This is a genomic window from Ruegeria sp. CDSA089, from assembly GCF_059612205.1.
In genome coordinates, this window is sequence record NZ_JBXWQD010000007.1 from 112,292 (window position 1) to 135,066 (window position 22,775).

Annotated in this window: 22 protein-coding genes; 12 read left to right on the top strand and 10 right to left on the bottom strand. The window is 60.2% G+C overall.

The genetic code is table 11. From position 1 onward, the window contains the following. Positions 1-53: 53 nt before the first annotated feature. Positions 54-1,088, bottom strand: a complete 1,035-nt coding sequence (locus tag AC2FJ6_RS16765; protein WP_170774811.1) for a porin — start codon at positions 1,086-1,088, stop codon at positions 54-56. Positions 1,089-1,370: 282 nt separating this feature from the next. Here AC2FJ6_RS16765 and AC2FJ6_RS16770 point away from each other — a divergent pair, with 282 nt between their 5' ends. From AC2FJ6_RS16770 to holA, 4 genes are all read left to right on the top strand, one after another. After that, complete coding sequence (locus AC2FJ6_RS16770) at positions 1,371-1,862, top strand: DUF3576 domain-containing protein (RefSeq protein WP_170783667.1); 492 nt, start codon at positions 1,371-1,373, stop codon at positions 1,860-1,862. A 72-nt stretch (positions 1,863-1,934) separates the two neighbouring features. Then, positions 1,935-4,469: a leucine--tRNA ligase gene (gene leuS / locus AC2FJ6_RS16775; RefSeq protein ID WP_496669561.1), complete on the top strand. Its 2,535-nt coding sequence runs from the start codon at positions 1,935-1,937 to the stop codon at positions 4,467-4,469. Further along, positions 4,456-4,947, top strand: a complete 492-nt coding sequence (locus AC2FJ6_RS16780) for an LPS assembly lipoprotein LptE (protein WP_170774815.1) — start codon at positions 4,456-4,458, stop codon at positions 4,945-4,947. The genes leuS and AC2FJ6_RS16780 overlap by 14 nt, the downstream gene beginning before the upstream one ends. After that, positions 4,944-5,972 (top strand): DNA polymerase III subunit delta, encoded by a 1,029-nt coding sequence (holA, locus tag AC2FJ6_RS16785; RefSeq protein WP_170774817.1) that lies wholly within the window; start codon positions 4,944-4,946, stop codon positions 5,970-5,972. The genes AC2FJ6_RS16780 and holA overlap by 4 nt, the downstream gene beginning before the upstream one ends. On the opposite strand, the gene AC2FJ6_RS16790 is transcribed toward holA, so the two are convergent. Beyond that, positions 5,969-7,147: a TIGR03862 family flavoprotein gene (locus tag AC2FJ6_RS16790; protein WP_170774819.1), complete on the bottom strand. Its 1,179-nt coding sequence runs from the start codon at positions 7,145-7,147 to the stop codon at positions 5,969-5,971. The two genes, holA and AC2FJ6_RS16790, sit on opposite strands and share 4 nt — an antisense overlap. Positions 7,148-7,192: 45 nt before the next feature. Between AC2FJ6_RS16790 and AC2FJ6_RS16795 the strand changes: the two genes are divergently transcribed. Next, positions 7,193-7,489, top strand: a complete 297-nt coding sequence (locus AC2FJ6_RS16795) for an HNH endonuclease (protein ID WP_170774821.1) — start codon at positions 7,193-7,195, stop codon at positions 7,487-7,489. On the opposite strand, the gene AC2FJ6_RS16800 is transcribed toward AC2FJ6_RS16795, so the two are convergent. From AC2FJ6_RS16800 to AC2FJ6_RS16810, 3 genes are read right to left on the bottom strand one after another with little or no spacing between them, the layout of a single operon-like run. Beyond that, on the bottom strand, positions 7,490-8,227 hold the full coding sequence (locus tag AC2FJ6_RS16800; RefSeq protein ID WP_170774822.1) for a VOC family protein: 738 nt from the start codon (positions 8,225-8,227) through the stop codon (positions 7,490-7,492). Next, positions 8,224-8,832 carry an enoyl-CoA hydratase/isomerase family protein gene (locus AC2FJ6_RS16805; RefSeq protein WP_170774824.1) on the bottom strand — a complete coding sequence of 203 codons (609 nt, stop codon included), beginning with the start codon at positions 8,830-8,832 and terminating at the stop codon, positions 8,224-8,226. Before AC2FJ6_RS16805 ends, AC2FJ6_RS16800 begins: the two co-directional genes overlap by 4 nt. Next, on the bottom strand, positions 8,829-9,572 hold the full coding sequence (locus AC2FJ6_RS16810; protein ID WP_170774826.1) for an SDR family oxidoreductase: 744 nt from the start codon (positions 9,570-9,572) through the stop codon (positions 8,829-8,831). The genes AC2FJ6_RS16805 and AC2FJ6_RS16810 overlap by 4 nt, the downstream gene beginning before the upstream one ends. A gap of 140 nt (positions 9,573-9,712) precedes the next feature. On the opposite strand from AC2FJ6_RS16810, the gene AC2FJ6_RS16815 reads away from it, so the two are divergent. From AC2FJ6_RS16815 to lpxK, 5 genes are all read left to right on the top strand, one after another. Next, positions 9,713-11,236 carry a DUF2125 domain-containing protein gene (locus AC2FJ6_RS16815; protein ID WP_170774828.1) on the top strand — a complete coding sequence of 508 codons (1,524 nt, stop codon included), beginning with the start codon at positions 9,713-9,715 and terminating at the stop codon, positions 11,234-11,236. Between the two features lie 188 nt (positions 11,237-11,424). Beyond that, a complete protein-coding gene (locus AC2FJ6_RS16820; protein ID WP_170774830.1) occupies positions 11,425-12,771 on the top strand; it encodes a TldD/PmbA family protein in 1,347 nt (448 codons plus the stop codon). After that, positions 12,758-13,558, top strand: a complete 801-nt coding sequence (locus AC2FJ6_RS16825; RefSeq protein ID WP_170774832.1) for an inositol monophosphatase family protein — start codon at positions 12,758-12,760, stop codon at positions 13,556-13,558. The genes AC2FJ6_RS16820 and AC2FJ6_RS16825 overlap by 14 nt, the downstream gene beginning before the upstream one ends. Next, positions 13,555-14,790, top strand: a complete 1,236-nt coding sequence (locus tag AC2FJ6_RS16830; RefSeq protein ID WP_170774834.1) for a 3-deoxy-D-manno-octulosonic acid transferase — start codon at positions 13,555-13,557, stop codon at positions 14,788-14,790. Before AC2FJ6_RS16825 ends, AC2FJ6_RS16830 begins: the two co-directional genes overlap by 4 nt. Then, the gene (gene lpxK / locus AC2FJ6_RS16835; protein ID WP_170774836.1) at positions 14,777-15,775 is read left to right on the top strand and encodes a tetraacyldisaccharide 4'-kinase; all 999 of its coding nucleotides are present in this window, start codon (positions 14,777-14,779) and stop codon (positions 15,773-15,775) included. The genes AC2FJ6_RS16830 and lpxK overlap by 14 nt, the downstream gene beginning before the upstream one ends. A 38-nt stretch (positions 15,776-15,813) precedes the next feature. On the opposite strand, the gene AC2FJ6_RS16840 is transcribed toward lpxK, so the two are convergent. Continuing rightward, on the bottom strand, positions 15,814-16,470 hold the full coding sequence (locus AC2FJ6_RS16840; protein ID WP_170774838.1) for a DsbA family protein: 657 nt from the start codon (positions 16,468-16,470) through the stop codon (positions 15,814-15,816). Between the two features lie 14 nt (positions 16,471-16,484). After that, positions 16,485-16,991, bottom strand: coding sequence for a DUF721 domain-containing protein (locus AC2FJ6_RS16845; protein WP_170774840.1), 507 nt, complete (start codon positions 16,989-16,991; stop codon positions 16,485-16,487). Between the two features lie 81 nt (positions 16,992-17,072). On the opposite strand from AC2FJ6_RS16845, the gene mutY reads away from it, so the two are divergent. Both mutY and AC2FJ6_RS16855 read left to right on the top strand, forming a co-directional pair. After that, entirely contained in the window at positions 17,073-18,128 is a 1,056-nt protein-coding gene (gene mutY, locus AC2FJ6_RS16850; RefSeq protein WP_170774842.1) for an A/G-specific adenine glycosylase, read from the top strand. 57 nt (positions 18,129-18,185) lie between these two features. Continuing rightward, a complete protein-coding gene (locus AC2FJ6_RS16855) occupies positions 18,186-19,322 on the top strand; it encodes an alkane 1-monooxygenase (RefSeq protein ID WP_170774843.1) in 1,137 nt (378 codons plus the stop codon). Positions 19,323-19,382: 60 nt separating this feature from the next. On the opposite strand, the gene AC2FJ6_RS16860 is transcribed toward AC2FJ6_RS16855, so the two are convergent. The 3 genes from AC2FJ6_RS16860 to rnhB form a co-directional block, all read right to left on the bottom strand. Further along, positions 19,383-20,783, bottom strand: a complete 1,401-nt coding sequence (locus tag AC2FJ6_RS16860) for an adenylate/guanylate cyclase domain-containing protein (RefSeq protein WP_170774845.1) — start codon at positions 20,781-20,783, stop codon at positions 19,383-19,385. Between the two features lie 138 nt (positions 20,784-20,921). Continuing rightward, positions 20,922-22,025, bottom strand: a complete 1,104-nt coding sequence (locus tag AC2FJ6_RS16865; protein ID WP_170774847.1) for a site-specific DNA-methyltransferase — start codon at positions 22,023-22,025, stop codon at positions 20,922-20,924. 107 nt (positions 22,026-22,132) lie between these two features. Then, positions 22,133-22,750 (bottom strand): ribonuclease HII, encoded by a 618-nt coding sequence (gene rnhB, locus AC2FJ6_RS16870; RefSeq protein ID WP_170774849.1) that lies wholly within the window; start codon positions 22,748-22,750, stop codon positions 22,133-22,135. Positions 22,751-22,775: the final 25 nt, after the last annotated feature.

Here is a 22,775-nt window from a genome sequence, read left to right on the forward strand (position 1 = left end):
AAGAAAAGGGCAGGCCCGAAGACCTGCCCTTAAACCTTGCGGTTCAGCTCAACTTAGAAGTTGAAGCGAGCACCGAAGTCTGCGCGCAGAGTCGAGTCTTCGCAGATGTCGCAGTCGCTGTTGCCGATACCACCTTGCAGCGATGCACCGCCACCCAGGTCGTAGATCGCGCCGATACCGTACTGCTGAGTGTCAGCATCTGCGTTACCGTCACCGTAAGCTGCGGTCAGGGTCAGAGCGGAGCCAACATTGTAGGCTGCCGAAACACCCCATGCAGTGCCGTCGGTTGCGTCGATTTCGGTTTTATCGTCAGCGATGAACACGGTACCCGAGAAGTCGCCGAAGTCAGCACCCAGGGTCAGAACCAGCAGGCTCGGATCTTCGAGGCCGAGGTCACCAGCGTCGGTTTGACCATAAGCGATCGCCGCGGTGATGTTGTTGAAGGTGTAGGTCGCGCTGATGTCCCAGCGGTCCAGATCAATCGCTTCGCCATTCAGACCACCGGTCAGCTGGTCGTAAGACGCGCCGAACGCGAAGTCACCAACAGCATACTGGAAGAACACAGCGTTCGAACCTGCGCCGGTCGACGAGAAGGCCAGGAAGTCATAGTTCACGCCCGAGTACTGGCCGATGAAGTTTTCCAGACCAGGCTCGTTACCGTAGTAGTTTGCCAAGTTGTCGAAGGCGCCCGATACGTTGCCCGCGTCAACACGCAGACCACCGTACTGAACGGTGAAGCGTGCACCACTCAGCTGAGCTTCGCCAGCTTCGCCGTTACCGGCGTTTTCGTCAGCTTGCAGACGAACACGAGCCGAGAACTCAACGCCGCCATCGGTTTCAACGATGCCGTCGATGTTCAGACGGAAACGCGAGATCAGGATCACGTCGTCGGTGTCAACAACGGCAGTGCCGGTGCCAACATTGATTGCACCAGATGCGGTGGTGGTGACGGTGATGTTGGTCACGGCACCGGAACGATCTTCCAGGTAACCAATACCGAAGCGACCGTAGCCGCTGAATTTGATTTCGGCCGACGCCATGCTTGCGGTTGCCAGCAGAGCGGTCGATGCGAAGAGAACTTTTTTCATCTTGTTTCCCTCGGTTTCAAAGTTTTTCTACTCGACACATGTCGTTGCACGTGTCTCAGCACGGGAACCGTTTCGCTCTTTTTGCCCCCTTCGCGCAAGCTTGGCATAAAGCCTCGCGCCGCATTGGCCACGGATTGGTGCAAGGATGCCACAGTCGGTTACCCGCCCTGTCACACCGCCAATCCCACTCTAAAGTGACAAGAATAGACTTGTTGCGGCACCTGTCCTTGTCTAGGAGTATCTCTGAACGAGTGAGACCCAATGATACAGGACCCTTCGACGATGCGCCCGCAGACGATTTTCGGTTTGATCCTTGTGACCGCCCTGGTCTCATCTTGCGGGTTGGGCAACTCTGAACCACCGAATCCAAACCTGCAGCTGACGTCGGATGGCACCAGCTCTTCCGAGCGCGAATTGAACGACCCGAATCGCTCGACGATCTGGGATGTGTTCGATACCGCTGATGCCGAGCAGGTCACCAATGTGAATCGCTACCTGTGGTCGGCGTCTCTGGACATTCTGAACTTCTTACCTGTCGAAGAGGTGGACCCCTTTACCGGTGTAATCGTAACGGGTTACGGCACACCTCCGGGTGGCGGTCGTCAATATCGCGCCACAGTGCATATCAGTGATCCGGCCCTCGCGGCGCGTTCGCTTTCGGTATCGCTTCAAACCAGCGGAGGCGCTCCTGTCAGCGCTGCAACCACGCGCGCGGTTGAAGATGCAATCCTGTCGCGCGCCCGCCAGTTGCGGATTGCGGACAACAAGCTCTAGCCACCCGCTGCAAATCACAATATTACCACGCCGGGCTCTGTCCCGGCGTTTTCATTCACGAAGGACCGCACGATGTCGCGCTACTCGGCCAACGAAATCGAAGCAAAATGGCAAGAGGCCTGGGACAAGGCCGGAATCTTTGTCGCTAATCACAAGGCGGACAAGCCGAAATACTACGTGCTTGAGATGTTCCCCTACCCGTCTGGCCGAATCCATATGGGACACGTACGCAACTACACGATGGGCGACGTGATCGCGCGGCACAAACTGGCGACTGGGCACAACGTGCTGCATCCAATGGGCTGGGACGCATTCGGGATGCCTGCAGAGAACGCTGCGATGGCTATCGGCGGCCATCCCAAAGACTGGACCTACGGCAACATCGCCGACATGCGAGGGCAAATGAAACCGCTTGGCCTGTCGATCGACTGGTCGCGCGAATTCGCCACTTGCGACCCGGAATATTACGGCCAGCAACAGGCGTTGTTTCTGGATATGCTTGAGGCCGGGCTCGTCTACCGCAAGAACGCCGTGGTGAACTGGGACCCGGTGGACATGACTGTTCTGGCCAATGAACAGGTGGAAAACGGGCGCGGCTGGCGCTCGGGCGCTCTGGTCGAGCGGCGCGAACTGACGCAGTGGTTCTTTAAAATCAGCGACTATTCCGAAGAATTGCTCGGCGCGCTGGACACACTGGAAAACTGGCCCGCCAAGGTGCGGTTGATGCAGGAAAACTGGATCGGCAAATCGCGCGGCCTGCAGTTCAGCTTTGAACGCACCGATAGTGCCGAGCCGATCACCGTCTACACGACTCGCCCCGATACGCTGATGGGCGCGTCTTTCGTCGGCATCTCGCCCGATCACCCGATTGCCAAGCAGCTGGAGGCTGAAAACGCCGAAGTCGCTGAATTCGTGGCCGAATGCCGCAAGGGCGGCACCACCGAAGAAGCGATCGAGACCGCCGAAAAGCTGGGCTATGACACCGGCATCACCGTCAAACACCCGCTGGACCCGAATTGGGAACTGCCAGTCTGGATCGCGAACTTCATCCTGATGGATTACGGCACCGGCGCAATCTTTGCCTGCCCAGCCCATGACCAGCGTGATTTGGACTTCTGCCGCAAATACGGTCTGCCGGTGGTCGATACGTTCTTTGCACTGGACGATGACACCCCGGTGGACAAGATCGCTTTCGTTCCGCCGAAAACCGAGAAAGTCCGCTGGGTGAATCACTTCGCCGGCCTCACTGAGGCGACGGGTGACGAGGCCATCAACACCACCGTCGATTTCGCCGAAAAGGCGGGCTGGGGCGAAGGTGTCACCAAATATCGCCTGCGCGACTGGGGTCTGAGCCGCCAGCGCTACTGGGGCTGCCCGATTCCCGTGGTGCATTGTGATTCCTGTGGTGTGGTGCCCGAAAAGAAAGAGAACCTGCCAGTTCGCCTGCCCGACGATGTGACATTCGACAAGCCCGGCAACCCGCTGGATCGTCACCCGACCTGGCGCGACTGCGAATGCCCGTCCTGCGGGGCCCCGGCCAAACGCGAGACCGACACGATGGACACGTTCGTCGATTCGTCGTGGTATTTCGCTCGTTTCACCGCGCCCCGCGCCGAAACCCCGACCGATCTGGCCGAGGCCGAATACTGGATGAACGTGGATCAGTATATCGGCGGCATCGAACATGCGATTCTGCACTTGCTCTATTCGCGCTTCTTTGCGCGGGCCATGCAGATTACCGGCCACCTGCCCAAAAAGGCCATCGAGCCGTTCAACGCGCTGTTCACTCAAGGCATGGTCACGCACGAAATCTACCAGACCCGCGACACCAATGGCCGACCGGTCTATCACCTGCCCGAGGACGTGACCGACGGCAAACTGGCCGACGGTACCGAGGTCGAGATCATCCCTTCGGCAAAGATGTCGAAATCCAAGAAAAACGTGGTGGATCCGGTCAGCATTATCTCGGCCTTTGGTGCAGATACCGCGCGCTGGTTTGTGCTGTCCGATTCGCCGCCCGAACGCGACGTGGAATGGACCGCATCCGGGGCCGAGGCCGCCTTTAAGCACCTCAGCCGCGTGCATCGTATCGCCTCCGAGATTAACGAGACGGCTGTCCCAGCCAATGGCGAAGACGAAGCCCTTCTGCGTGAGATGCATAAAGCGATCCATGATGTATCGGGTGGCGTCGAATCCTTTGGCTTTAACGCGTCGATCGCCAAGCTTTATGCATTCACCAATACGCTTGCCAAATCCAAGGCGGGCAGCGAGGCCAAGAAAGAGGCAGCAAAGACACTGGCGCAACTGATGTCGCCGATGACCCCGCACCTATCCGAAGAACTCTGGAGCCTGCTGGGCGGCGAAGGTCTGGTAGCCACCGCCGCGTGGCCCGTCGCAGATGAGGAGATGCTGGTCGACGATACCGTCACCCTGCCCATTCAGATCAATGGCAAGCGCCGCGCGGAAATCAGCGTTCCATTGGAAATGGACAAGGCCGAGGTTGAAAAAATCGCGCTCAGCACCGAAGCTGTGCAAAAGGCGCTGGATGGCAATGCGCCGAAAAAGGTGATCGTTGTACCGGGCCGGATCGTGAATGTCGTTGTTTGACCGCAGAACCCTGTTGATGCTGCCGCTGGCACTCGCTGCCTGCGGCTTTGAACCGGTCTATGCCCCCGGTGGCGCTGGCGCGGCTCTGGACGGGCGTGTCACAGTATCGGCGCCGAATTCAACCAACAGTTTTCTGCTGGTCCAGAATCTGGAACAACGGCTGGGCCGCAGTGCAAATTCGGGTAACGCCTATAATCTTGATGTCGATGTCTCGACTGTAGTTCGTTCTGCCGCGATCACCCAGACCAACGAGACCAACCGTCTGAATATCGAAGGCACCGCGACCTACGCGCTGCGGTCGAATGAGACCGGGCAGATTTTGGCCTCGGGCCGGGTGAACAATTTCGTCGGCTATTCCGCAGCCGGTTCGACCGTGTCGACTCTGGCGGACGAGCGGGATGCGATGCAGCGGCTGATGGTGATTCTGTCGGACCAGATCGTAACCGAGCTTTACACCGTCCCGGGACTTGGCACATGAAGCTCAGCCCACGCGAGGCTGAGGGGTATTTTGCGCGGCCTGACGCCGACAAGCTTGGGTTGCTGATATACGGCTCGGATGCGATGCGTGTGGCGTTGAAGCGCCAGCAGGTTCTGGCGGCCCTTCTGGGCGCAAATGCCGAAGAAGAGATGCGCTTGACGCGGATGCCCGGCAGCGATCTGCGCGGCGACCCGGCCCTGTTGCTGGATGCAGTAAAAGCCGTCGGGTTCTTCCCCGGCCCGCGCGCCGTGTTTGTCGAGGACACCACCGACGTTGCCGCCCCTGCGATCCTTGCTGCATTCGAGGATTGGGCACCCGGTGACGCCCAGATCATCGTCACCGCCGGGCAGTTGAAACCCAGCTCGAAAATCCGCAAGGCCTTTGAAGCACACCCTTCTGCCTATGCGGTCGGCATCTACGACGATCCCCCATCACGGGCCGAGGTCGAACGGGTTTTGTCCCAGGCCGGGTTGAAGAACATCCCGACCGATTCGATGTCGGCGATAACCGAACTCGCAGCCGGAATCAGCCCCGGTGACTTTGCGCAAACCATTGAAAAGCTGTCCCTATACAAGCGCCACGACAGTTCTGACCTGACCATCGAAGATATCGAAGCCTGCGCCCCCCGCTCGACCGAGGCCGCGTTGGACGATGTTCTGAACGTGGTGGCCGAGGGCCGCGCGGGCGAAATTGGTCCTCTGATCCGCCGCTTGCAATCGCAGGGCACCAATGCGGTGACTTTGTGCATTGGGGCCACCCGGCATTTTCGTACGCTCTACGCCTGCGCCTCGGACCCTGGTGGGGCGGCGCAGGGTATCGGCAAGCTGCGTCCGCCGGTCTATGGCAAACGGCGCGACCGGATTCTGCGGCAGGCACAGGGATGGGGCGCGCCAAAGCTGCAAACCGCGCTGACCGTTCTGACCGATACGGACCTGTCCTTACGTTCCGCCGGTCAAACCGCACCCGCCATGGCATTGGTGGAGCGCGCCATGATCCGCCTAGCAATGCTGGCCCGGTCGCGTTAGCGCGCCAGCCACTGCACGGCCCCACGCCCGGCCCAGCGCCCGGTGGCAAGGCACGCTGTCAAAAGATAGCCCCCCGTCGGAGCCTCCCAATCCAGCATCTCACCGGCACAGAACACGCCAGGTTTGGTCGTTAGCATCAGGTGGTTATCCATAGCGTCTCGCCGGATCCCACCTGCGGTTGAGATCGCCTCGTCCATCGGGCGCAACTGCGCGCCAAGGATGGGTAAGTGTTTGAGCGACGCCGCTTCGCGCCCTTGCGGCGCACCTGCGTGCTTGGACATCTCATGAAACAGAGCAATTTTCTGTGGCGGTAGTTTCAGAGCCTTTTTCAGCCATTGAGACAACGTTGTTTTCGCGCTTTTTGCCTCAAACCTCGCCTGCAAAGCTTTCGCACCCAGATCGGGCACCAGATCGACATTAAGATCCGCTCCCCGACGCAGCGCCGGTGTAAGCGAATACAGCCCGCCGCCTTCCAGCCCGGTGGCAGAGATCGTGGCCTCACCCCTGCTGTGCAACCCTCCGGCCATCCAGCGCACCGATTTCAGCGCCTTGCCGAAATGCGGCTGCATATGCGGGCTCCACGCCACCGACAGCGCCGAATTCGCCGGTTCGAACGGGGCCAGCGACACGCCTTTCTCTGCAAGCATCTGCGCCCATTGACCATCTGACCCTAGCCGCGCCCAACTGGCCCCGCCCAGCGCCAGCACGGTCGCGTCGGGTTTGATAACCTGCGGCACCTCAGACGTGTCAAAACGCAGCGCGTCGCCATCCCAACCCAGCCAGCGCCAGCGGGTTCGGATCTGCACACCCGCCTCGTCCAACCGCCGCAGCCAGGCCCGCAACAGCGGCGAGGCTTTCATCACAGTGGGAAACACCCGTCCTGTCGAGCCGGTGAACAGCTCTTGTCCCAGCCCACGCGCCCAATCCTGCACGGCGTCGGCATCAAATTCGGCCACCATCGGGCGCAGCCAATCCGCTGCGCCGCCATAGTTGGGCATCAGCGCTGCGAACGGTTCATCCTTGGTCAGATTCAAGCCGGATTTGCCTGCCATCAGAAACTTGCGCGCGACCGAAGGCTTGGCCTCGGCCACCAGCACGTCGTGACCCGCTGCTGCAAGCTGCTCTGCCGCCATCAGACCCGCAGGTCCGGCACCGATTACAACTGCATGTGCCATTGCTGTCCTCTTGCCTTTCGCACGCCCTGAGCCACAGTCTGCCCCATGCCCGACCGCGACCCCATCTGCCCGCTATGTGACCGCCCCATTCCTGACGGGGGCGGAAGCCTGCACCATCTGATCCCAAAACTCAAAGGGGGCAAGGGCGGGCCTACGGTTTTACTGCACGTGATCTGCCACAAAGAGGTCCACGCCACCTTGTCCGAAGCCGAACTGGCCCGCGATTTCAACACGGTCGAGGCCCTGCGTACACACCCCCGAATTGAGAGGTTTCTGAACTGGGTGCGCAAACGCCCGCCCGACTTTCGCTCAAAAGTTCCGGGCAAGCGGCGGGGGCGTTGATCAACCCGGCCAGACGCGATCCCCGAAAGCATCGTGGATAGGGGCTTGCAGCCCTTCGATCTCGATCCCGCGACAATCCGGCGAGGGTGCGAATTGCGCACCTGCCACGTTCTGAAATTCCAAGGTCGTGTAGGGACGTTTCCACAGCCATTCCCGGTTCGCCACGGCCCACGGATCGGCATCCGGGGGCGTATCGTCGGTGAAGGCATAGAAATGCAGATCGAACCCATACTGGGCAACATCCTGCATCGACAAAAGGCGCATGCCCTGCGCGCGGCAGAACCTGTCCTCGGCCCCGATATCGCCTGTGCGCAGGGTGATCTGACCGATCCGGGCCTGCGCAAAAGGATCACTGGGGTCCGCCGCGTTGTCCGAGCGGTTGCCCTCAAAATCATGTTGCAGCAGTTCGATGACAAACCCCTCGGGGTCGGTCAGGTGGCACATATAGCCGATGTCCAGAAACTGCCGAGGGGTCGAGACCTCAACCCCCTGTCGCCGCAGAAAGGCCGCTGCCAGATCGACGTCGGGAAGGGTAATGCCAATCTTCCAATAGCGCTGGCCTTGGTCGTGGCTATAGCCCCCACCCCCGGGCATCAGCAGCAGATCAGCATCTTCGCCCGCATATCCCAGACGCAGGCTCGCCCCCTGTTCTTGCGCGCGCATGCCCAGAAGCCCAGTGTAGAACGCGGACAGGCGTTCAGGGTCCGCGACCCGAAGATGGATGGCAGATAATCTCATGGGCAAAGCTCGGCAATTCCAGCCGCGATTTTCGGATCGGCGCTCAGGCTGTCTAACACCAGATCCTGTGCCGTCTGAATCAATGCGCCAGGTTCAACCACACGATCGACCAGACCGAAGGCAAAGGCTTCATCCGCTGCGATCTTTTGCCCGGCCATCAGGATCATCTTGGTCCGGGATGGCCCGATCAGCGCTGCCATACGACCCGGATCAGACGGTTGAGGCAAAAACCCCAGCTTCATGACCGGGTAGAAAAACTTGGCCGTGGGCACGGCAATACGGATGTCACAGGCCAGAACCATCCCGTTGGCCCCGCCCGCCAGCGTCCCGTTCAGGGCCGCCACGGTCAGGCATGGCAGCGCTGCAATGGCTCCGGACAGACGTTCCCACAAATCCGAGGTTGCCAGCCCTGCCCGCGCCTCATCCAGATCGGCACCAGCGCTGAACACCTTGCCCGCACCGGTCAGGATCAAGGCGCGTGCCTCGGTCGCGGCTTCGGCAATTTCACAAAGTTCGGTCAGCATTGCCCCGGTCAGCGCATTGGCCTTTCCGGGGTTGTTCAGCGTAACGGTCCAAAGCCCGTCCGCCTTACTTAACTCAATCACGTCAGACCTACCCGTTGTCGAATGTCCTCGCGGCGTAGCGATATCTCATCACCCAGAAACTCATCGGCGTCCTTGGTGCACATCCATAGCAACGCGCGCGCGGGCCAATCGGCGGGGATGTGATCGCTCCACTCCAACTGGCTGACAGCGTTGATGCCGCTGGCTTTGATCACGCGCTGCATATCCGTGGCCACAGTACCCGGAGATAGCCCCATCGCGCGGATGCCGTGAATAGATTCCTCAAGATGCAAACACTCGGTCAGCATCTTCGCCCCGGCCTTGGAGGCGCAATAGTGGCTCCACGCCTCAATCGCGTTCGAGGCCGCGCCGGACGAGATGGTGATCACCGTCCCTCCACCGGCTGCCCGCATAATCGGCAACGCGGCGCGCATCCCGTAGAAAACGCCCTTGAGGTTAATATCGATCGCCTTACCCCAAGCCTCGACATCGGCATTCGACAGATGAAAGATCGGATCAATCACACCCGCATTGCCGATCAGCACGTCCAGCCCGCCAAAGCGGTCCACGCAATCGGCCACGGCCTGTTCGACCTGCGCAAAATCGCTGACGTCACATTGCAACGCAATCGCATTCTCCCCCAGCGAAGCCGCCAGAGCATCGATCTGGTCCCTGTTGCGCGCAACAAGGGCGACATTCGCCCCGGCCGCGGCAAAAACGCGCCCTGCTTCGGCCCCGATGCCGCGACTGGCCCCAGTTATCAGTACGGTTTTTCCTTGCATGTGGACCCTGTACCTCCGTTGTTTTGAGATTGTGTAAACCTCTACCTCGCTAACGGGGAAAGGGTCCAGCCCTTGCCCCTTGACGCCCGACGCCACAGGCACGACGATGCCCGCAAAATTGATCAAGAAGGGTTCTTGTAATGTCCGTTTTCCTTCGCCGCAGCAGCGGCGCTGTTTTGGCCTATGCCGTCATTTCCCAAGGCGCGTTTGCCGATGTTACTGCACAGGATGTGTGGAACGACTGGCAAAGCTATCTGTCCCAGATGGGCTACACGGTCGAGGCGCAGCAATCAGCCAATGGCAATGTACTTAGCATCACGGACATGAACCTGAACATGGTTCTGCCCGAAGAGGACAGCAGCTTTAAAATGCAGGTCCCGCAGATGACGCTGACCGAAAACGGCGATGGAACCGTCAGCATTTCCCTGCCCGAAACTCTGCCGATGACTGTCTCGGGTGAGGGTGAGGGAGAGGCGTTCTCGGCCAAGATCCTATACACCCACAAAGGTCTGAACATGGTCGTGTCGGGCAGCCCGGATGAGATGACCTATGACTACACCGCCGACACATTGGGGATCACGCTGGACGAGATAACGGCCAATGGTGAAACTCTGCCCAGCGACGTTTTGGGTGTGGCCGTGCAGCTTGCCGATCTGGCGGGCAGTTCGCGCATGAAGATCGGTGAAAACCGCGATATAGACCAGACCTTCACCGCCAGCGCACTCAGCTATGATCTGGCCTTCGACGACCCTGAAAACGACGATACCGGCAAGATCGACGGCAAGTTGGAACAGCTTGCGTTTGAAGGCACCAACGTTATCCCGTCGAATTTCGATGTCTCGGACCCTCTGGCCTTTTACCAAAATGGTTTCGAATTCTCGGGGCTGTTTACCTATGCCTCGGGCAAGACGGCCATCGCGGGAACCTCGGACGGAGAAGGCTTTGACATGAGCAGTTCCTCTGAGGGGGGGCGGTTCGGGGCCAGCTTTGACGCGCAGCGTCTGGCCTATGATCTGGAGCAGAACAGCACCAAACTGGCAGTGACCACGGCAGACCTGCCTTTCCCGATCGAGATTGCGATGGCCAATGCCGGGTTGAAATTCGAATTCCCGGTGCAGAAATCCGAAGAAATTCAACCGTTCGGCTTTGCCTTCAACCTGACCGATTTCACCATGTCGGACGTGTTGTGGAGCATTTTTGACCCCGCAGGTGCGCTGCCGCGAGATCCAGCCACCATTGCTTTGGATACGGCGGGCACTGCAAAAATCCTGACAGATTTCTTCGACCCCGAGGCAGTCGAGTCGCTGGCCTTGTCCGAAGACGCGCCGGGTGAGTTGCATTCGCTGAAGATCAACGAGCTGCTGGTGTCTCTGGTCGGTGCAAAACTGACCGGTGAGGGCGACTTCACCTTCGACAACACCAATACGCAAGAACTGGGCGGCCTGCCCACACCTGTCGGCAGCACCACATTGCAACTGGTCGGGGCCAATAAGTTGATCGACACGCTGATCAACATGGGATTGGTTGCGGAAAGCGATGCCCTGGGCGCACGGATGATGATGGGTCTGATGGCCGTTCCTGGCGAAGAACCCGATACGCTGAATTCCAAGATCGAATTCACCGAGGATGGCCAAATTCTGGCCAATGGTCAGCGCATCAAGTGACCTGCACTGTCAGAGGGTGGTCATCACCTGCCCTCTGACGTCCTTTCCGGTTCGAACCCGGTGACGATTTTCCATTGCCCTGAAATGCGCCCTGCGTTCACGCAACTTCGTTGTGCCCAATGGCATTGGGGGCCTTGCGGGACGCCCGGTCCGGGGCTAGGTCCAATACAACCACACCCGGAGGCCTTATGACCCGCGCACTCGAAGAAATCAGCCAGAACCTGCTGGATGCGGCCCGCAAAGCGGGGGCCGAGGCTGCCGATGCCATTGTGTTGGACGGCTCCTCCGTGTCGGTCGAGGTGCGCGCCGGGGCGTTGGAACACGCCGAACGGTCCGAAGGTACCGATCTTGGGTTACGTGTGTTTCTGGGCAAGCGGCAGGCGATCGTATCCAGCTCGGACAGCCGCCCCGAGACCATGACGGCAATGGCAGAACGTGCCGTCGCCATGGCAGGCGAAGCCCCCGAAGACCCCTTTACCGGCCTTGCTGAACCCGACCAGCTTGCCAAAACTTGGGACATGCAGGCGCTGGAGCTGTTCGACCCATCCCCCGAACCCACGGCCGAAGCCCTGTTACAGGACGCATTGGCCGCCGAGGCCTCGGCGCTGGCTGTTGATGGGGTGTCTCAGGTCTCGGATGCGGCGGCGGCCTATGGGACGCACCGGGTGCATTTGGCAGCCAGCAATGGATTTTCCGGCGGTTATACTCGGTCCAGCCGGTCAACATCCTGCGTGGCGATCTCGGGCGAAGGCACCGGGATGGAGCGGGACTATGATGGTGACAGCCGCACCTTTCAGACCGATCTGCGCGCACCCGACGAGATCGGCCGCACCGCCGGGGAGCGTGCGGTTCAGCAAGTGGGCGCACGGAAACCAACCACCGGCACCTTTCCGGTTCTGTTTGACGAGCGCATCTCGTCCTCGCTGATCGGGCATTTGCTAGGGGCCAGCAACGGCGCAGCCATTGCGCGCGGCGCATCCTGGCTGTCGGATTGTCTCGGCGAACAGGTTCTGCCCAAGCATATATCCCTGATCGAAGACCCGCATCGCCCGCGCATTGCCGGATCCCGCCCGTTTGACGCCGAAGGCCTGCCAACCCGACGCCGGGCGATTGTCGAAAACGGCGTTCTGACCGGGTGGACCTTGGATCTGGCCAGTGCGCGCAAGTTGGACATGACCTCGACGGGTAACGCTGCTCGCGGGGTCTCGGGCCCCCCGTCTCCCAGCAACTGGAACCTGAGCCTGACGCAGGGTGATCAAAGCAGGGCTGACCTGCTGCGCGATATGGGAACCGGGCTTTTGGCGACGTCGATGATCGGGTCAACCATCAACCCCAATACAGGCGACTATTCCCGCGGCGCATCAGGCTTTTGGGTCGAAAATGGCGAGATCACCTATCCAGTCAATGAATGCACCATTGCGGGCAATCTGCGCGACATGTTGAAACGGATCGTTCCGGCCAATGACGCTCGCCCCTATCTGTCGCGCGTGGTGCCGTCGTTGCTGATCGAAGGGATGACACTTGCCGGCAACTGACCTGCCCCTGCTGATCGACGCCGCATTGGAGGCCGGAAAGATCGCTACCCGCTATTCGGGCACCACGGCCCAGCGCTGGGACAAACCCGGCGGCGCGGGCCCGGTGACCGAAGCCGATCTGGCGGTGAACGCGATGCTGGAGCAGAAGCTGCCTGCTGCCCGGCCCGGCTATGGCTGGCTCAGCGAAGAGACCGAGGATTCCCAAGCGCGGCTTACAAAAGACCGGGTGTTCATCATCGACCCGATCGACGGCACGCGCAGCTTTGCCGAAGGCTCGCGGACCTGGGCGCATTCGCTAGCCGTTACAGAAGGCCAAGAAGTTACGGCAGCTGTTATATACTTACCCCGCCGCGACCTGCTTTTTGCGGCAGCCAAAGGGCAGGGAGCAACGCTAAACGGCACCGCAATACGCGTGTCTGGCATCGACGATCTGAACAGCGCTGAAGTTCTGGCAGCCAGACCAAATATGGACGCCAGCCATTGGCGCAATGGCACAATTCCCGGCTTTCAGCGCAACTACCGCCCGTCGCTGGCTTATCGCATGGCTACGGTTGCGCAAGGGCGGTTCGACGGGATGCTGACGCTGCGCCCAAGCTGGGAATGGGATATCGCCGCCGGTGATCTGATCATCCGCGAAGCGGGCGGAGTGTGTTCCGACCGAATGGGCGGGCCGCTGCGCTTCAACAACCCGCATCCCCGCCTAAATGGGGTCGTCGCTGCAGGGGCCGCCTTGCACAGCCGTATAACCAACATGCTGGAGCCGGAAAGCACCGGGCCCTGGTCATGACCAAGACGCGCTCGATGAGCTTGACGGCCTATCGCGTCCTGTCTTGGGGGGTGTCCAGCGCAGGAGACACCGCCTACGCCCCACGCCCCGGGGGTGAATTGATCTGGATACATATCGGCGCACGGGATCGGCAGCGGGCAGTGGTTGATTTTTGTCAACGCCTGCAACAGGTCCGACCCGATCTGTCGATCCTGTTGACGGCCCCGCCGGATGCAGACCTGTCTCGCTGGCCGTCGGGCGACTTTCCCCTGATCAACCTGCCATCCGAACAGACCGGCGCCGCGCGCGCCTTTCTAGAGCATTGGCGCCCAGATATCGGCCTTTGGATTGGCGGCGGGCTGATGCCCAACCTAATCACGCGGGCGCAGGAAAGGGGCATCCCTCTGATCCTTGCCGAAGCCGCCTATCACTTCAACATCGCACCGGGTGGACGCTGGCTGCCAGACCTGACCCGACTGACCTTCGACAGTTTCACCTCCATCCTAACCACGAATAACGAAGCCGCCCGGCAAATCCGCCGGCTGGGTATCTCGTCCTCGAAAGTGGGCACAGCTCCGCCCCTTCTGGTCAGCCCCAACCCCCGCCCCTGGCCTGAGGATGAGTTGATCGAGATGACGCATGCCCTGTCTGGTCGCCCCGTGTGGCTGGCTTCCTGGGTGCAGGACAAGGAATTCATCTCGGTTCTCAGCGCCCATAGGCAAGCGACCCGAATGCTGCCCAGGCTGGCCCTTGTGCTGCATGTCGCGGATATCTACGAGGCAGCCCCGCTGCACCGACGGCTTGAGGCGATGGACCTGCGCTGCGTCAACTGGGATGAAGGCGGAACAATCGAGGACAACACGCAGGTGATCCTGTCCTCGGATGCCGAAGCTTTGGGTCTCTGGCAGCGCGTTTCGGCCGTGACCTTCATCGGCAGCACGCTGGAGCGGGGGTCAGGCGGGCAGGATCCGTTGATTGCGACTGCCCTGGGCTCGGCGGTTATTCACGGCCCGTTTGTACATCAACACCAACAGATATACGATCAACTTGACTGGGTGGGTGCCGCAAGAGTGGTCAGAAGTGCAACCGAACTGGGCGACGCTGTTGTGGAAAGCCTGGCCCCGGACCGCGCCGCCGATATGGCGCTGGCCGGATGGCAGGTCGTGACCGAGGGCGCACCGCAGGCGGACCGCCTGATCGAATTGGTGCAGGACACATTGGATCAGCGGGGATCAGATCATGCAGGCACCTGATTTCTGGCATACCGCACCCGACCGATTGGCAATCCCGGCACGACTGCTGTCTCCGATTGGGCGACTTTACGCGGCCGCAACCGCCCGGCGCGTTGCGGCCCAGCCGGGTCTAACACCCGGTGTGCCGGTGATCTGCATTGGCAACCTGAATGCGGGCGGCACCGGGAAGACCCCCACCGTGATCTGGATGATCGAACAGTTGCGCGATGCGTGGCATCAGACCCATGTGGTCACACGCGGCCATGGCGGATCGCTGGACGGGCCGGTGCGCGTTGATCCGGGCAAGCATACCGCAGCCGAGGTCGGGGACGAGCCGCTGTTGCTGGCCGCCTTTGCCGATGTCTGGGTGGCAAAGGACCGCGCCGCCGGGGCCAAAGCCGCCGCCGAGGCCGGAGCGACGGTGATCGTTCTGGATGACGGGTTTCAAAACCCCTCGGTCGCCAAGGATTTCTCGGTCATCGTGGTGGATGCCCAGCGCGGGTTCGGCAACGGGTTGTGCCTGCCTGCCGGACCGTTGCGCGAACCGGTCGATGTGGGCCTGAAACGTGCCGATCTCGTCCTGTCACTAGGGGATGCCGCCGCGCAGATCGAATTCACCAACAGATGGGGGCTGAAGCTGACCGTTCCCCACGCCACGGGTGTGGTCGAGGCGCTGCAAACCGGGATGGACTGGGCCGACACGCCGGTTCTGGCCTTTGCCGGGATCGGCCACCCGGAGAAGTTCTTTGCAACCCTGCGCCAGCAAGGCGCAACCCTGTTGCGGGCCGAAGCACTGGACGATCACCAGCCACTGACCCCGGCCTTGATGACCCGGTTGGAAAATGAGGCACGCCTGCTCGGTGCACAGATGGTCACGACCGAGAAAGACGCCGTCCGCCTGCCCGCAGCGTTCCGCAGCAAGGTCATCACCCTGCCCGTTCGCCTAAATGTCGCGGACGGCGACAAGGTCAAACAAATGCTCTTGCAAGTTGCCCCATCGCCCTAAAAAGCGACCAGCCGAAAAGAGCTGGCCGCCAAACAGGCTTAGCTGCCCAGTTCGTCTTCGATCAGCTTCTTGAACGCGTCATACGACTGGTTCTCGACCGCTTTGCCGTTCACGATAAACGACGGAGTGGCCTGAATGCCGTCACGCTCGGCGTTTTCCTGGTACCAGGCCACCAATGTGCGGGCACGATCGCCATCCTGAAGACAGGCTTCAAGCTGGTCATTGTCGATCCCGGCCAGACGCCCGATCTTGCGCAGTTCATCCACGATCTCAGCCGGGCCACCCGCGCGGGTCCACTCGGACTGGCCTTCATAGATCAGATCCGAGATGCCAAAGAACTTGTCAGGACCCGCACAGCGCGCCACCATCGACGCCCACAGGCCGTAGCGGTCGAAATACACCTCGCGGTAGACAAACTTGACCTTGCCGGTGTCGATGAAATCCTTCTTGAGTTGCTTGTACGGCCCTTTGTGGAAATTCGCGCAATGCGGACAGGTGTACGAGGCATATTCGATGATCTCGACCGGCGCGTCCTCGGCCCCCAGGGTCATCTCGACGATGGTCGAGGTGTCCAGCTCGGCCTCTTGCGCCTTGGCGCTGCCGATCAGCGAAAATGACGCGTTTGGTGACGACAGCAAAAAGCTGCCTGCGGCAATGGCGACGGCCGCGCAAATTCCGGTTGCAATACGGCTCATGTATCAGCCCTTTCTCAGCGTTTTTGTTTGGATAGAACGTTACGACCCAGACGTTCAAGGGCTGCACGCAGGTCGCCATCATGGACGTCTTGCGCTGCCCGGTCCGCCTCGGCCGCGATTTCCGGTTTCAGTGTGGGTTTCACCACTTTCGGTTTGTGATCGAAACTGGCCTGCCCCTCGGCAAATCCTGTCGGAGCGGTCTGGGTGATGCGCACCCGGCTGATGGCGTTATAGCCATAAACCGCGTTGACCTTGCCCCGCAGTTGTTCCTTTTGCATCTCAAGCATCGGGGCTTGCGGGCCGGTGGTCAGCACGGTTAGCGTCGCCCCCATGCCGCCTTTGCCATAGCCCACGTTCACAGGGCGCGCGATGGCAGCCATATCCTGCCCTACGATTTCGGCCCAATGGGTCAACAGGCGCGACACAGCAAAGCCCCGGCTTTCACCGGCGCGTCTGATCTGGTCGTTCAGCAATGTCGCGGTGCGTTTGAACCCGCGGGTCGAAGAACGTCTGCGCTGCATCTGGTTTCCAACTCCTGCACCACTATTGTAGAGGGCAGGACACCGGGCGCCAGCGAAACCCGACAGGGAGATGATTAAAAATTGCGTGACACAGGCGAATTTGACGTCAGCAGCGAATTGCTGGACTGGTACGACCGCCACGCCCGCAAGATGCCGTGGCGCGTCAGCCCCGTTGACCGCGCCGCCGGAGTGCGGCCTGACCCCTATCGCGTCTGGCTATCCGAGGTGATGCTGCAACAGACCACCGTGGCCGCCGTGCGAGACTATTTCATGCGGTTCACAACGCGCTGGCCCACGGTGCAGGCGCTCGCCGCCGCCCCAGATGATCAGGTCATGGGCGAATGGGCCGGGCTGGGCTACTACGCCCGCGCTCGCAACCTGCTGAAATGCGCGCGAGCGGTGGCTGAAGATCACGACGGCATCTTCCCAGACACCTATGACACGTTGCTGGCCTTGCCCGGCATCGGCCCTTATACCGCCGCCGCAATCTCGGCCATCGCCTTTGACCGCCCCGAAACCGTGCTGGATGGGAATGTCGAACGCGTCATGGCCCGGCTCTACAACATTCACGACCCGCTGCCCGGCTCGAAACCTGCGCTAAAGAACAAAGCCGCAACGCTGACACCTGACGTACGACCCGGAGACTACGCGCAAGCTGTCATGGATCTGGGGGCCACGATCTGCACGCCCAAATCACCTACCTGCGGGATTTGCCCGCTGCGCGATCCCTGCCTGTCGCGCAAGGCCGGAACGCAGGCTGACCTGCCGCGCAAAACGCCCAAAAAACCAAAGCCCACGCGCTATGGCCATGTCTATATCGCCCAGCGTAACGATGCCGCGCTGCTGCTTGAGCGTCGCCCGGACAAAGGCCTGCTGGGTGGGATGTTGGGCTGGCCCGGATCAGATTGGTCGGATGCGCCAGCCGAGACACCGCCCTTCCCGGCGGATTGGCAGGCACTGCCCGGCGAGGTGCGCCACACCTTCACCCATTTCCACCTGATTCTGCGCATCTGGACCGCCCCCCTGCCGGAAGATCTAGCCCCGAATGACCTGATCATCATGGACAAACACACGTTCCGACCCAAAGTTCTTCCAACTGTGATGCGCAAGGCGCTTGACCTCTGGCTCGGGCAGTAACAGGTTTTTCAAAAAGGCCTCTGGAGCATCCCAGAAGCGGTCATTCGGAGTTGGCGCATGATTTCATCCGACACCCTGTCCCGCTGGCAATCAGCGCTGCCCTTCTGGGTATCCTTCATGCTGATTCCCATAATTTGGATATCGGCCACCCTTGGTGGCTGGTGGGTTCTTCTTGTGCCGATTTTCACCTGGTGGGCCTTTGCCATACTGGACCTGCTGACCGGGCTGGAGCTGAACAACGCGGACCCCGACACCCCTGACAAAGGCCTGCGCTGGTACATCCTGCTGACCAATATCTGGGTCCCGGTGCAGTTCATCACGCTGTTCAGTCTGATCTGGTTTGCCACTCATACTGATCACCTGTCCTTGGCGTCCAAGATCGGGTTGTTCTTCGGCATGGGCGTCATCTCTGGCACAATCGGGATCAACTACAGCCACGAACTGATGCATCAAAAAGGCCGGTTCGAGCGTTGGCTGGGCGATATTCTTCTGGCCATGGTCCTGTATTCGCATTTCCGGTCCGAGCATCTGCTGGTGCATCACCGCTATGTCGGCACCCCTCGAGACCCAGTGACCGCCCGCTATAATGAAGGGTTTCACCGCTTTTATCCCCGCGTCCTGCGGCAGTGCCTGACCTCAGCCTTCAAGGCCGAGCGCGACAAGCTGGCGCGGAAAGACCGCCCATGGACGGACGCTTCGAACCCCTTCTGGCGCTATTGGGTGTTGCAGGGCGGTATGGTGCTGCTGGCTCTTGGGGTCGGAGGGTGGTCCGGCGTCGCCCTGTTCCTGCTTCAGGCCGGTGTCGCGATCTGGCAGCTGGAGTTGGTCAACTATGTCGAACATTACGGCCTGACCCGCAAGCATCTGGGCGATGGGAAATACGAACACGTCAAGCCGCAGCATTCCTGGAATGCATCACAAAAAGCGTCAAACTGGCTGCTGATCAATCTGCAACGGCATTCGGACCACCACTATAAACCCAATCGCCGTTTTCCCCTTTTACAACACCATTCCGAAGACACCGCTCCGCAACTGCCCTACGGTTACCCTGTGATGACCGTCGCCGCCATGATCCCACCCGTTTGGCGGCGCGTCATGAATCCGCGCGTTCGCGCCTGGAGACGCCACTACTACCCCGAGGTCAGCAACTGGAAACCCTACAACAAATCGCAAAACCCGCTGCCTCGAGCGTGACCGCAGCGCGCGCCCGCGCGCTGCCCGGCCCAACGATCTGCCTTGCATCTATGATGCAATTCAGATCGGCGGAAGCGCCCGCATCACCCAGATATCCATGGGGTGCTCAACCCCGCGCACGGTCTGGCCCGGCAGCTTTTCAAACCCCTCTGTCAGGGTCGCGGCATTGTGTCCTTCCATTGTAAGCTGGCTGCAAACCTCGTCGCTCAATATCACCTGAGCCATTTTGACTCGGGTCAAAGCCTCGAGCTTGGCCGCCACATTGACCGCGTCTCCGATCACTGCAAATTCCAACCGGTTCGCGCCGATATCGCCCAAAACCACCGGCCCATAGTGCACTCCGATACCCACGTGGATTTCCGGCTCACCCGCGCGGCGCCTGTCAGTATTCCATTGATTGATCACACGGGTCATGTCGCGCGCGCAGGCCACCGCATTGCTGGCATCCAAAGGCGTCGGCACCGGCGTGCCAAAGGTCGCCATCAACCCGTCGCCCAGATATTTGTCCAACGTGCCATGATGGCGAAACACTTCAGTTTCCATACGCGCATGAAACCCGCGCAGCACCTCGATCACTTCATAAGGATCACGACCCGCCGCGTATTTTGTAAAGCCCACGATATCAATAAACAGAACCGCAATACTCTCTTTTCGCACCTGCTTCAGCGGTTCGTCATTCTGGCTCAGCTCATCCACCACATTGGGCGAGAAATAGCGCGACAGGTTTGCCCGTTCCCGCTCAAGCCCGGCGTTTGTCATCAGCAAGCGATTCAGCCGCCTCATCGAAATGCCCAGCGTGACCGCGACCATGATAAAAACAACCACCTGCTGAATCCGTTGCGAGGGCATAAAACTGTTTGGGTCCATCAACTCAGCCACATCCGGGTACTCTGCTAATGCTTCGGCAACGCGCTCGCTGATACCGGGGATCGGCGTGGCGACCCACCATGCAATGATCCAGCCAACGGTCCACATCATCGCGGTCCAGGACCCGATCGCCACAACCGTCCGCCAAGAATAAGCCAATGTCCCGGCGGCCAGAATGATGAAGAAATACTGGAAGTTGTCGAACCGGTACTGCATCGCCAACGGGCGCACATCGTCACTGAACGGGTTCGGGACGATCATCCCCAGCGTCATGATTAGAAGGTCCACAAAGATCAGCAACAACTCGGTCCGCGACTGCCCGACCTGCCCCGCCCGTCGGATCAACCAGCCATTGGCGCAGATCAGCAACAGGATGAAATGGTACCACAACACCTCCCAATGAGGGTTCAGGAATACCAGCAGAATGCCGGTCAACCCCATAGCGATCCAACGCGCGCGTACCGCCAGCTCCAGTCCTTCACGCTTGTGTCTCTCTAGCGCGGCCTCGGTGTATTTGTTGTCCAAGTCGACCGGATCCGGGCGAGTGACGAAAAACCGGCTGAAGCGGGATTGACTGGCTGTGGTGTCCGACATGGCTGAGGCTCCCTCGATGCGCGGCGGGCTTTGCAGAAGTCATATAGAAGTGAGAATGTGTTGAAAACAAAAGACCCCGCCGAGGATCGGCGGGGCAAGGCTTAGTGCCTTGTGTCAGGCCACAGGCACCGGCGGTATTCAGTTGTGCATTTCAGCCCGGATTTGCTGACGCAGCACGTCGATCGGCACGGTCTTGCCGTCGCGTTTGAAGCACCAATAGGTCCAGCCGTTACAGGAAGGCGCGTTTTCCAAATGCGCCCCCACCTGATGGATCGAGCCTTTGACATTTTGCCCGACCAGTGTGCCATCGGCGCGCACCTTGGCCTTGTGACGCTGGTTCATGGAATAGAGCTCTTCCCCCGGACGCAGCATGCCGCGTTCGACCAACTGGCCAAAGGGCACGCGCGGCTCGGCGCGTTTGCTGGCGCTGACTTCCAGCGCCTCGCGGTCGAATTTGCGAACCTTGGCGATGCGTTTTTCGGCCACTTTGCGATAACTTTCCTCGCGGTCGATCCCGATGAACTCGCGGCCCAGCATCTTGGCGACAGCGCCGGTCGTGCCCGTACCAAAAAACGGGTCCAGCACCACATCGCCCGGATTGGTCGAACCGACCAGCACCCGATGCAGCAGCGATTCAGGCTTTTGCGTTGGATGCGCCTTATCGCCGTTTTCATCTTTCAGACGTTCATGCCCGGTGCAGATCGGCAGCACCCAGTCGCTGCGCATCTGTACGCCCTCATTCAGCGCCTTCAGCGCCTCGTAATTGAACGTGTATTTCGCACCTTCACGTTTGGACGCCCAAATCATCGTTTCATGCGCATTCGTGAACCGCTTGCCACGGAAGTTTGGCATCGGGTTCGATTTGCGCCAAACCACGTCGTTCAGAATCCAGTATCCCGCATCCTGAAGGGCCGAGCCAACCCGGAAGATGTTGTGATAAGAGCCAATAACCCAGATCGCCCCATTGGGCTTCAACAGACGATGCGCTGCTTTCAGCCATTCGCGGGTGAACTGGTCATAGGCCCCGAAGCTGGAAAACTGATCCCAGTGATCATCAACCGCATCCACCTGAGAGTTGTCCGGGCGGTGCAACTGGCCTTTCAGCTGCAAATTATACGGCGGGTCCGCAAAGATCAGGTCAATCGACGCCTCGGGCAGGCTGTTCATCACATCGATGCAGTCCCCGGAAAGAATCGTGTTTAAAGGGAGCGCTTTTGCGCCCTTTTTGGTGGTCGTAGTCATATCACTGCCTCAAGTGTCCACGGCGCTTTTGCGCTCATTTGGTTGAGACAAGGATGAGTCAAAGACGAATCGCCGTCAATTTCTTTTTTGAATCAGCAGCTTACGATTTACTCTTGATACAAGATATTGTGGACCGGTTTAAACGAACGTCTATGGTGTGGGGTCACACCAAGATTTCGCAGCGCTTCGCGATGCATTTTTGTCGGATAGCCCGCATTCGACTCCCACCCATAGCCGGGATGCTGTTGCGCCAAATCCACCATCACCTGATCGCGCCAGTTTTTCGCAAGGATCGAGGCCGCCGCAATCGACACCGACCGCGCATCGCCTTTGACAACCGCTTGCGCAGGGATGGTCAGCCCGCGCGGAATCATGTTCCCGTCGATCAGCAGAAAATCCGGCTGAGGGTTCAAAGCGGCCACCGCGCGCTCCATTGCCAGATGCGAAGCGCGCAAGATGTTGTGCTCGTCAATCTCGGCCACTGTCGCCTCGGCCACTGCGAAATCAGCCCGGTCGCGAATGGCCGCATCCAAAGCCGCGCGACGTTTGGCGGTCAGCTTCTTGGAATCATTCAGTCCCTGAGGTATGTCGACCGGGTTCAGAATCACGGCTGCGGCAACAACAGGCCCGGCCAAGGGGCCCCGGCCCACCTCATCCACCCCGGCGATCCGAAGAAACCCGTCAGCCATGGCGGTCTGTTCAATATCGTAGGTTGGTGTCGTCATCCTTTTGGAAAATCCTGTTTCGGAC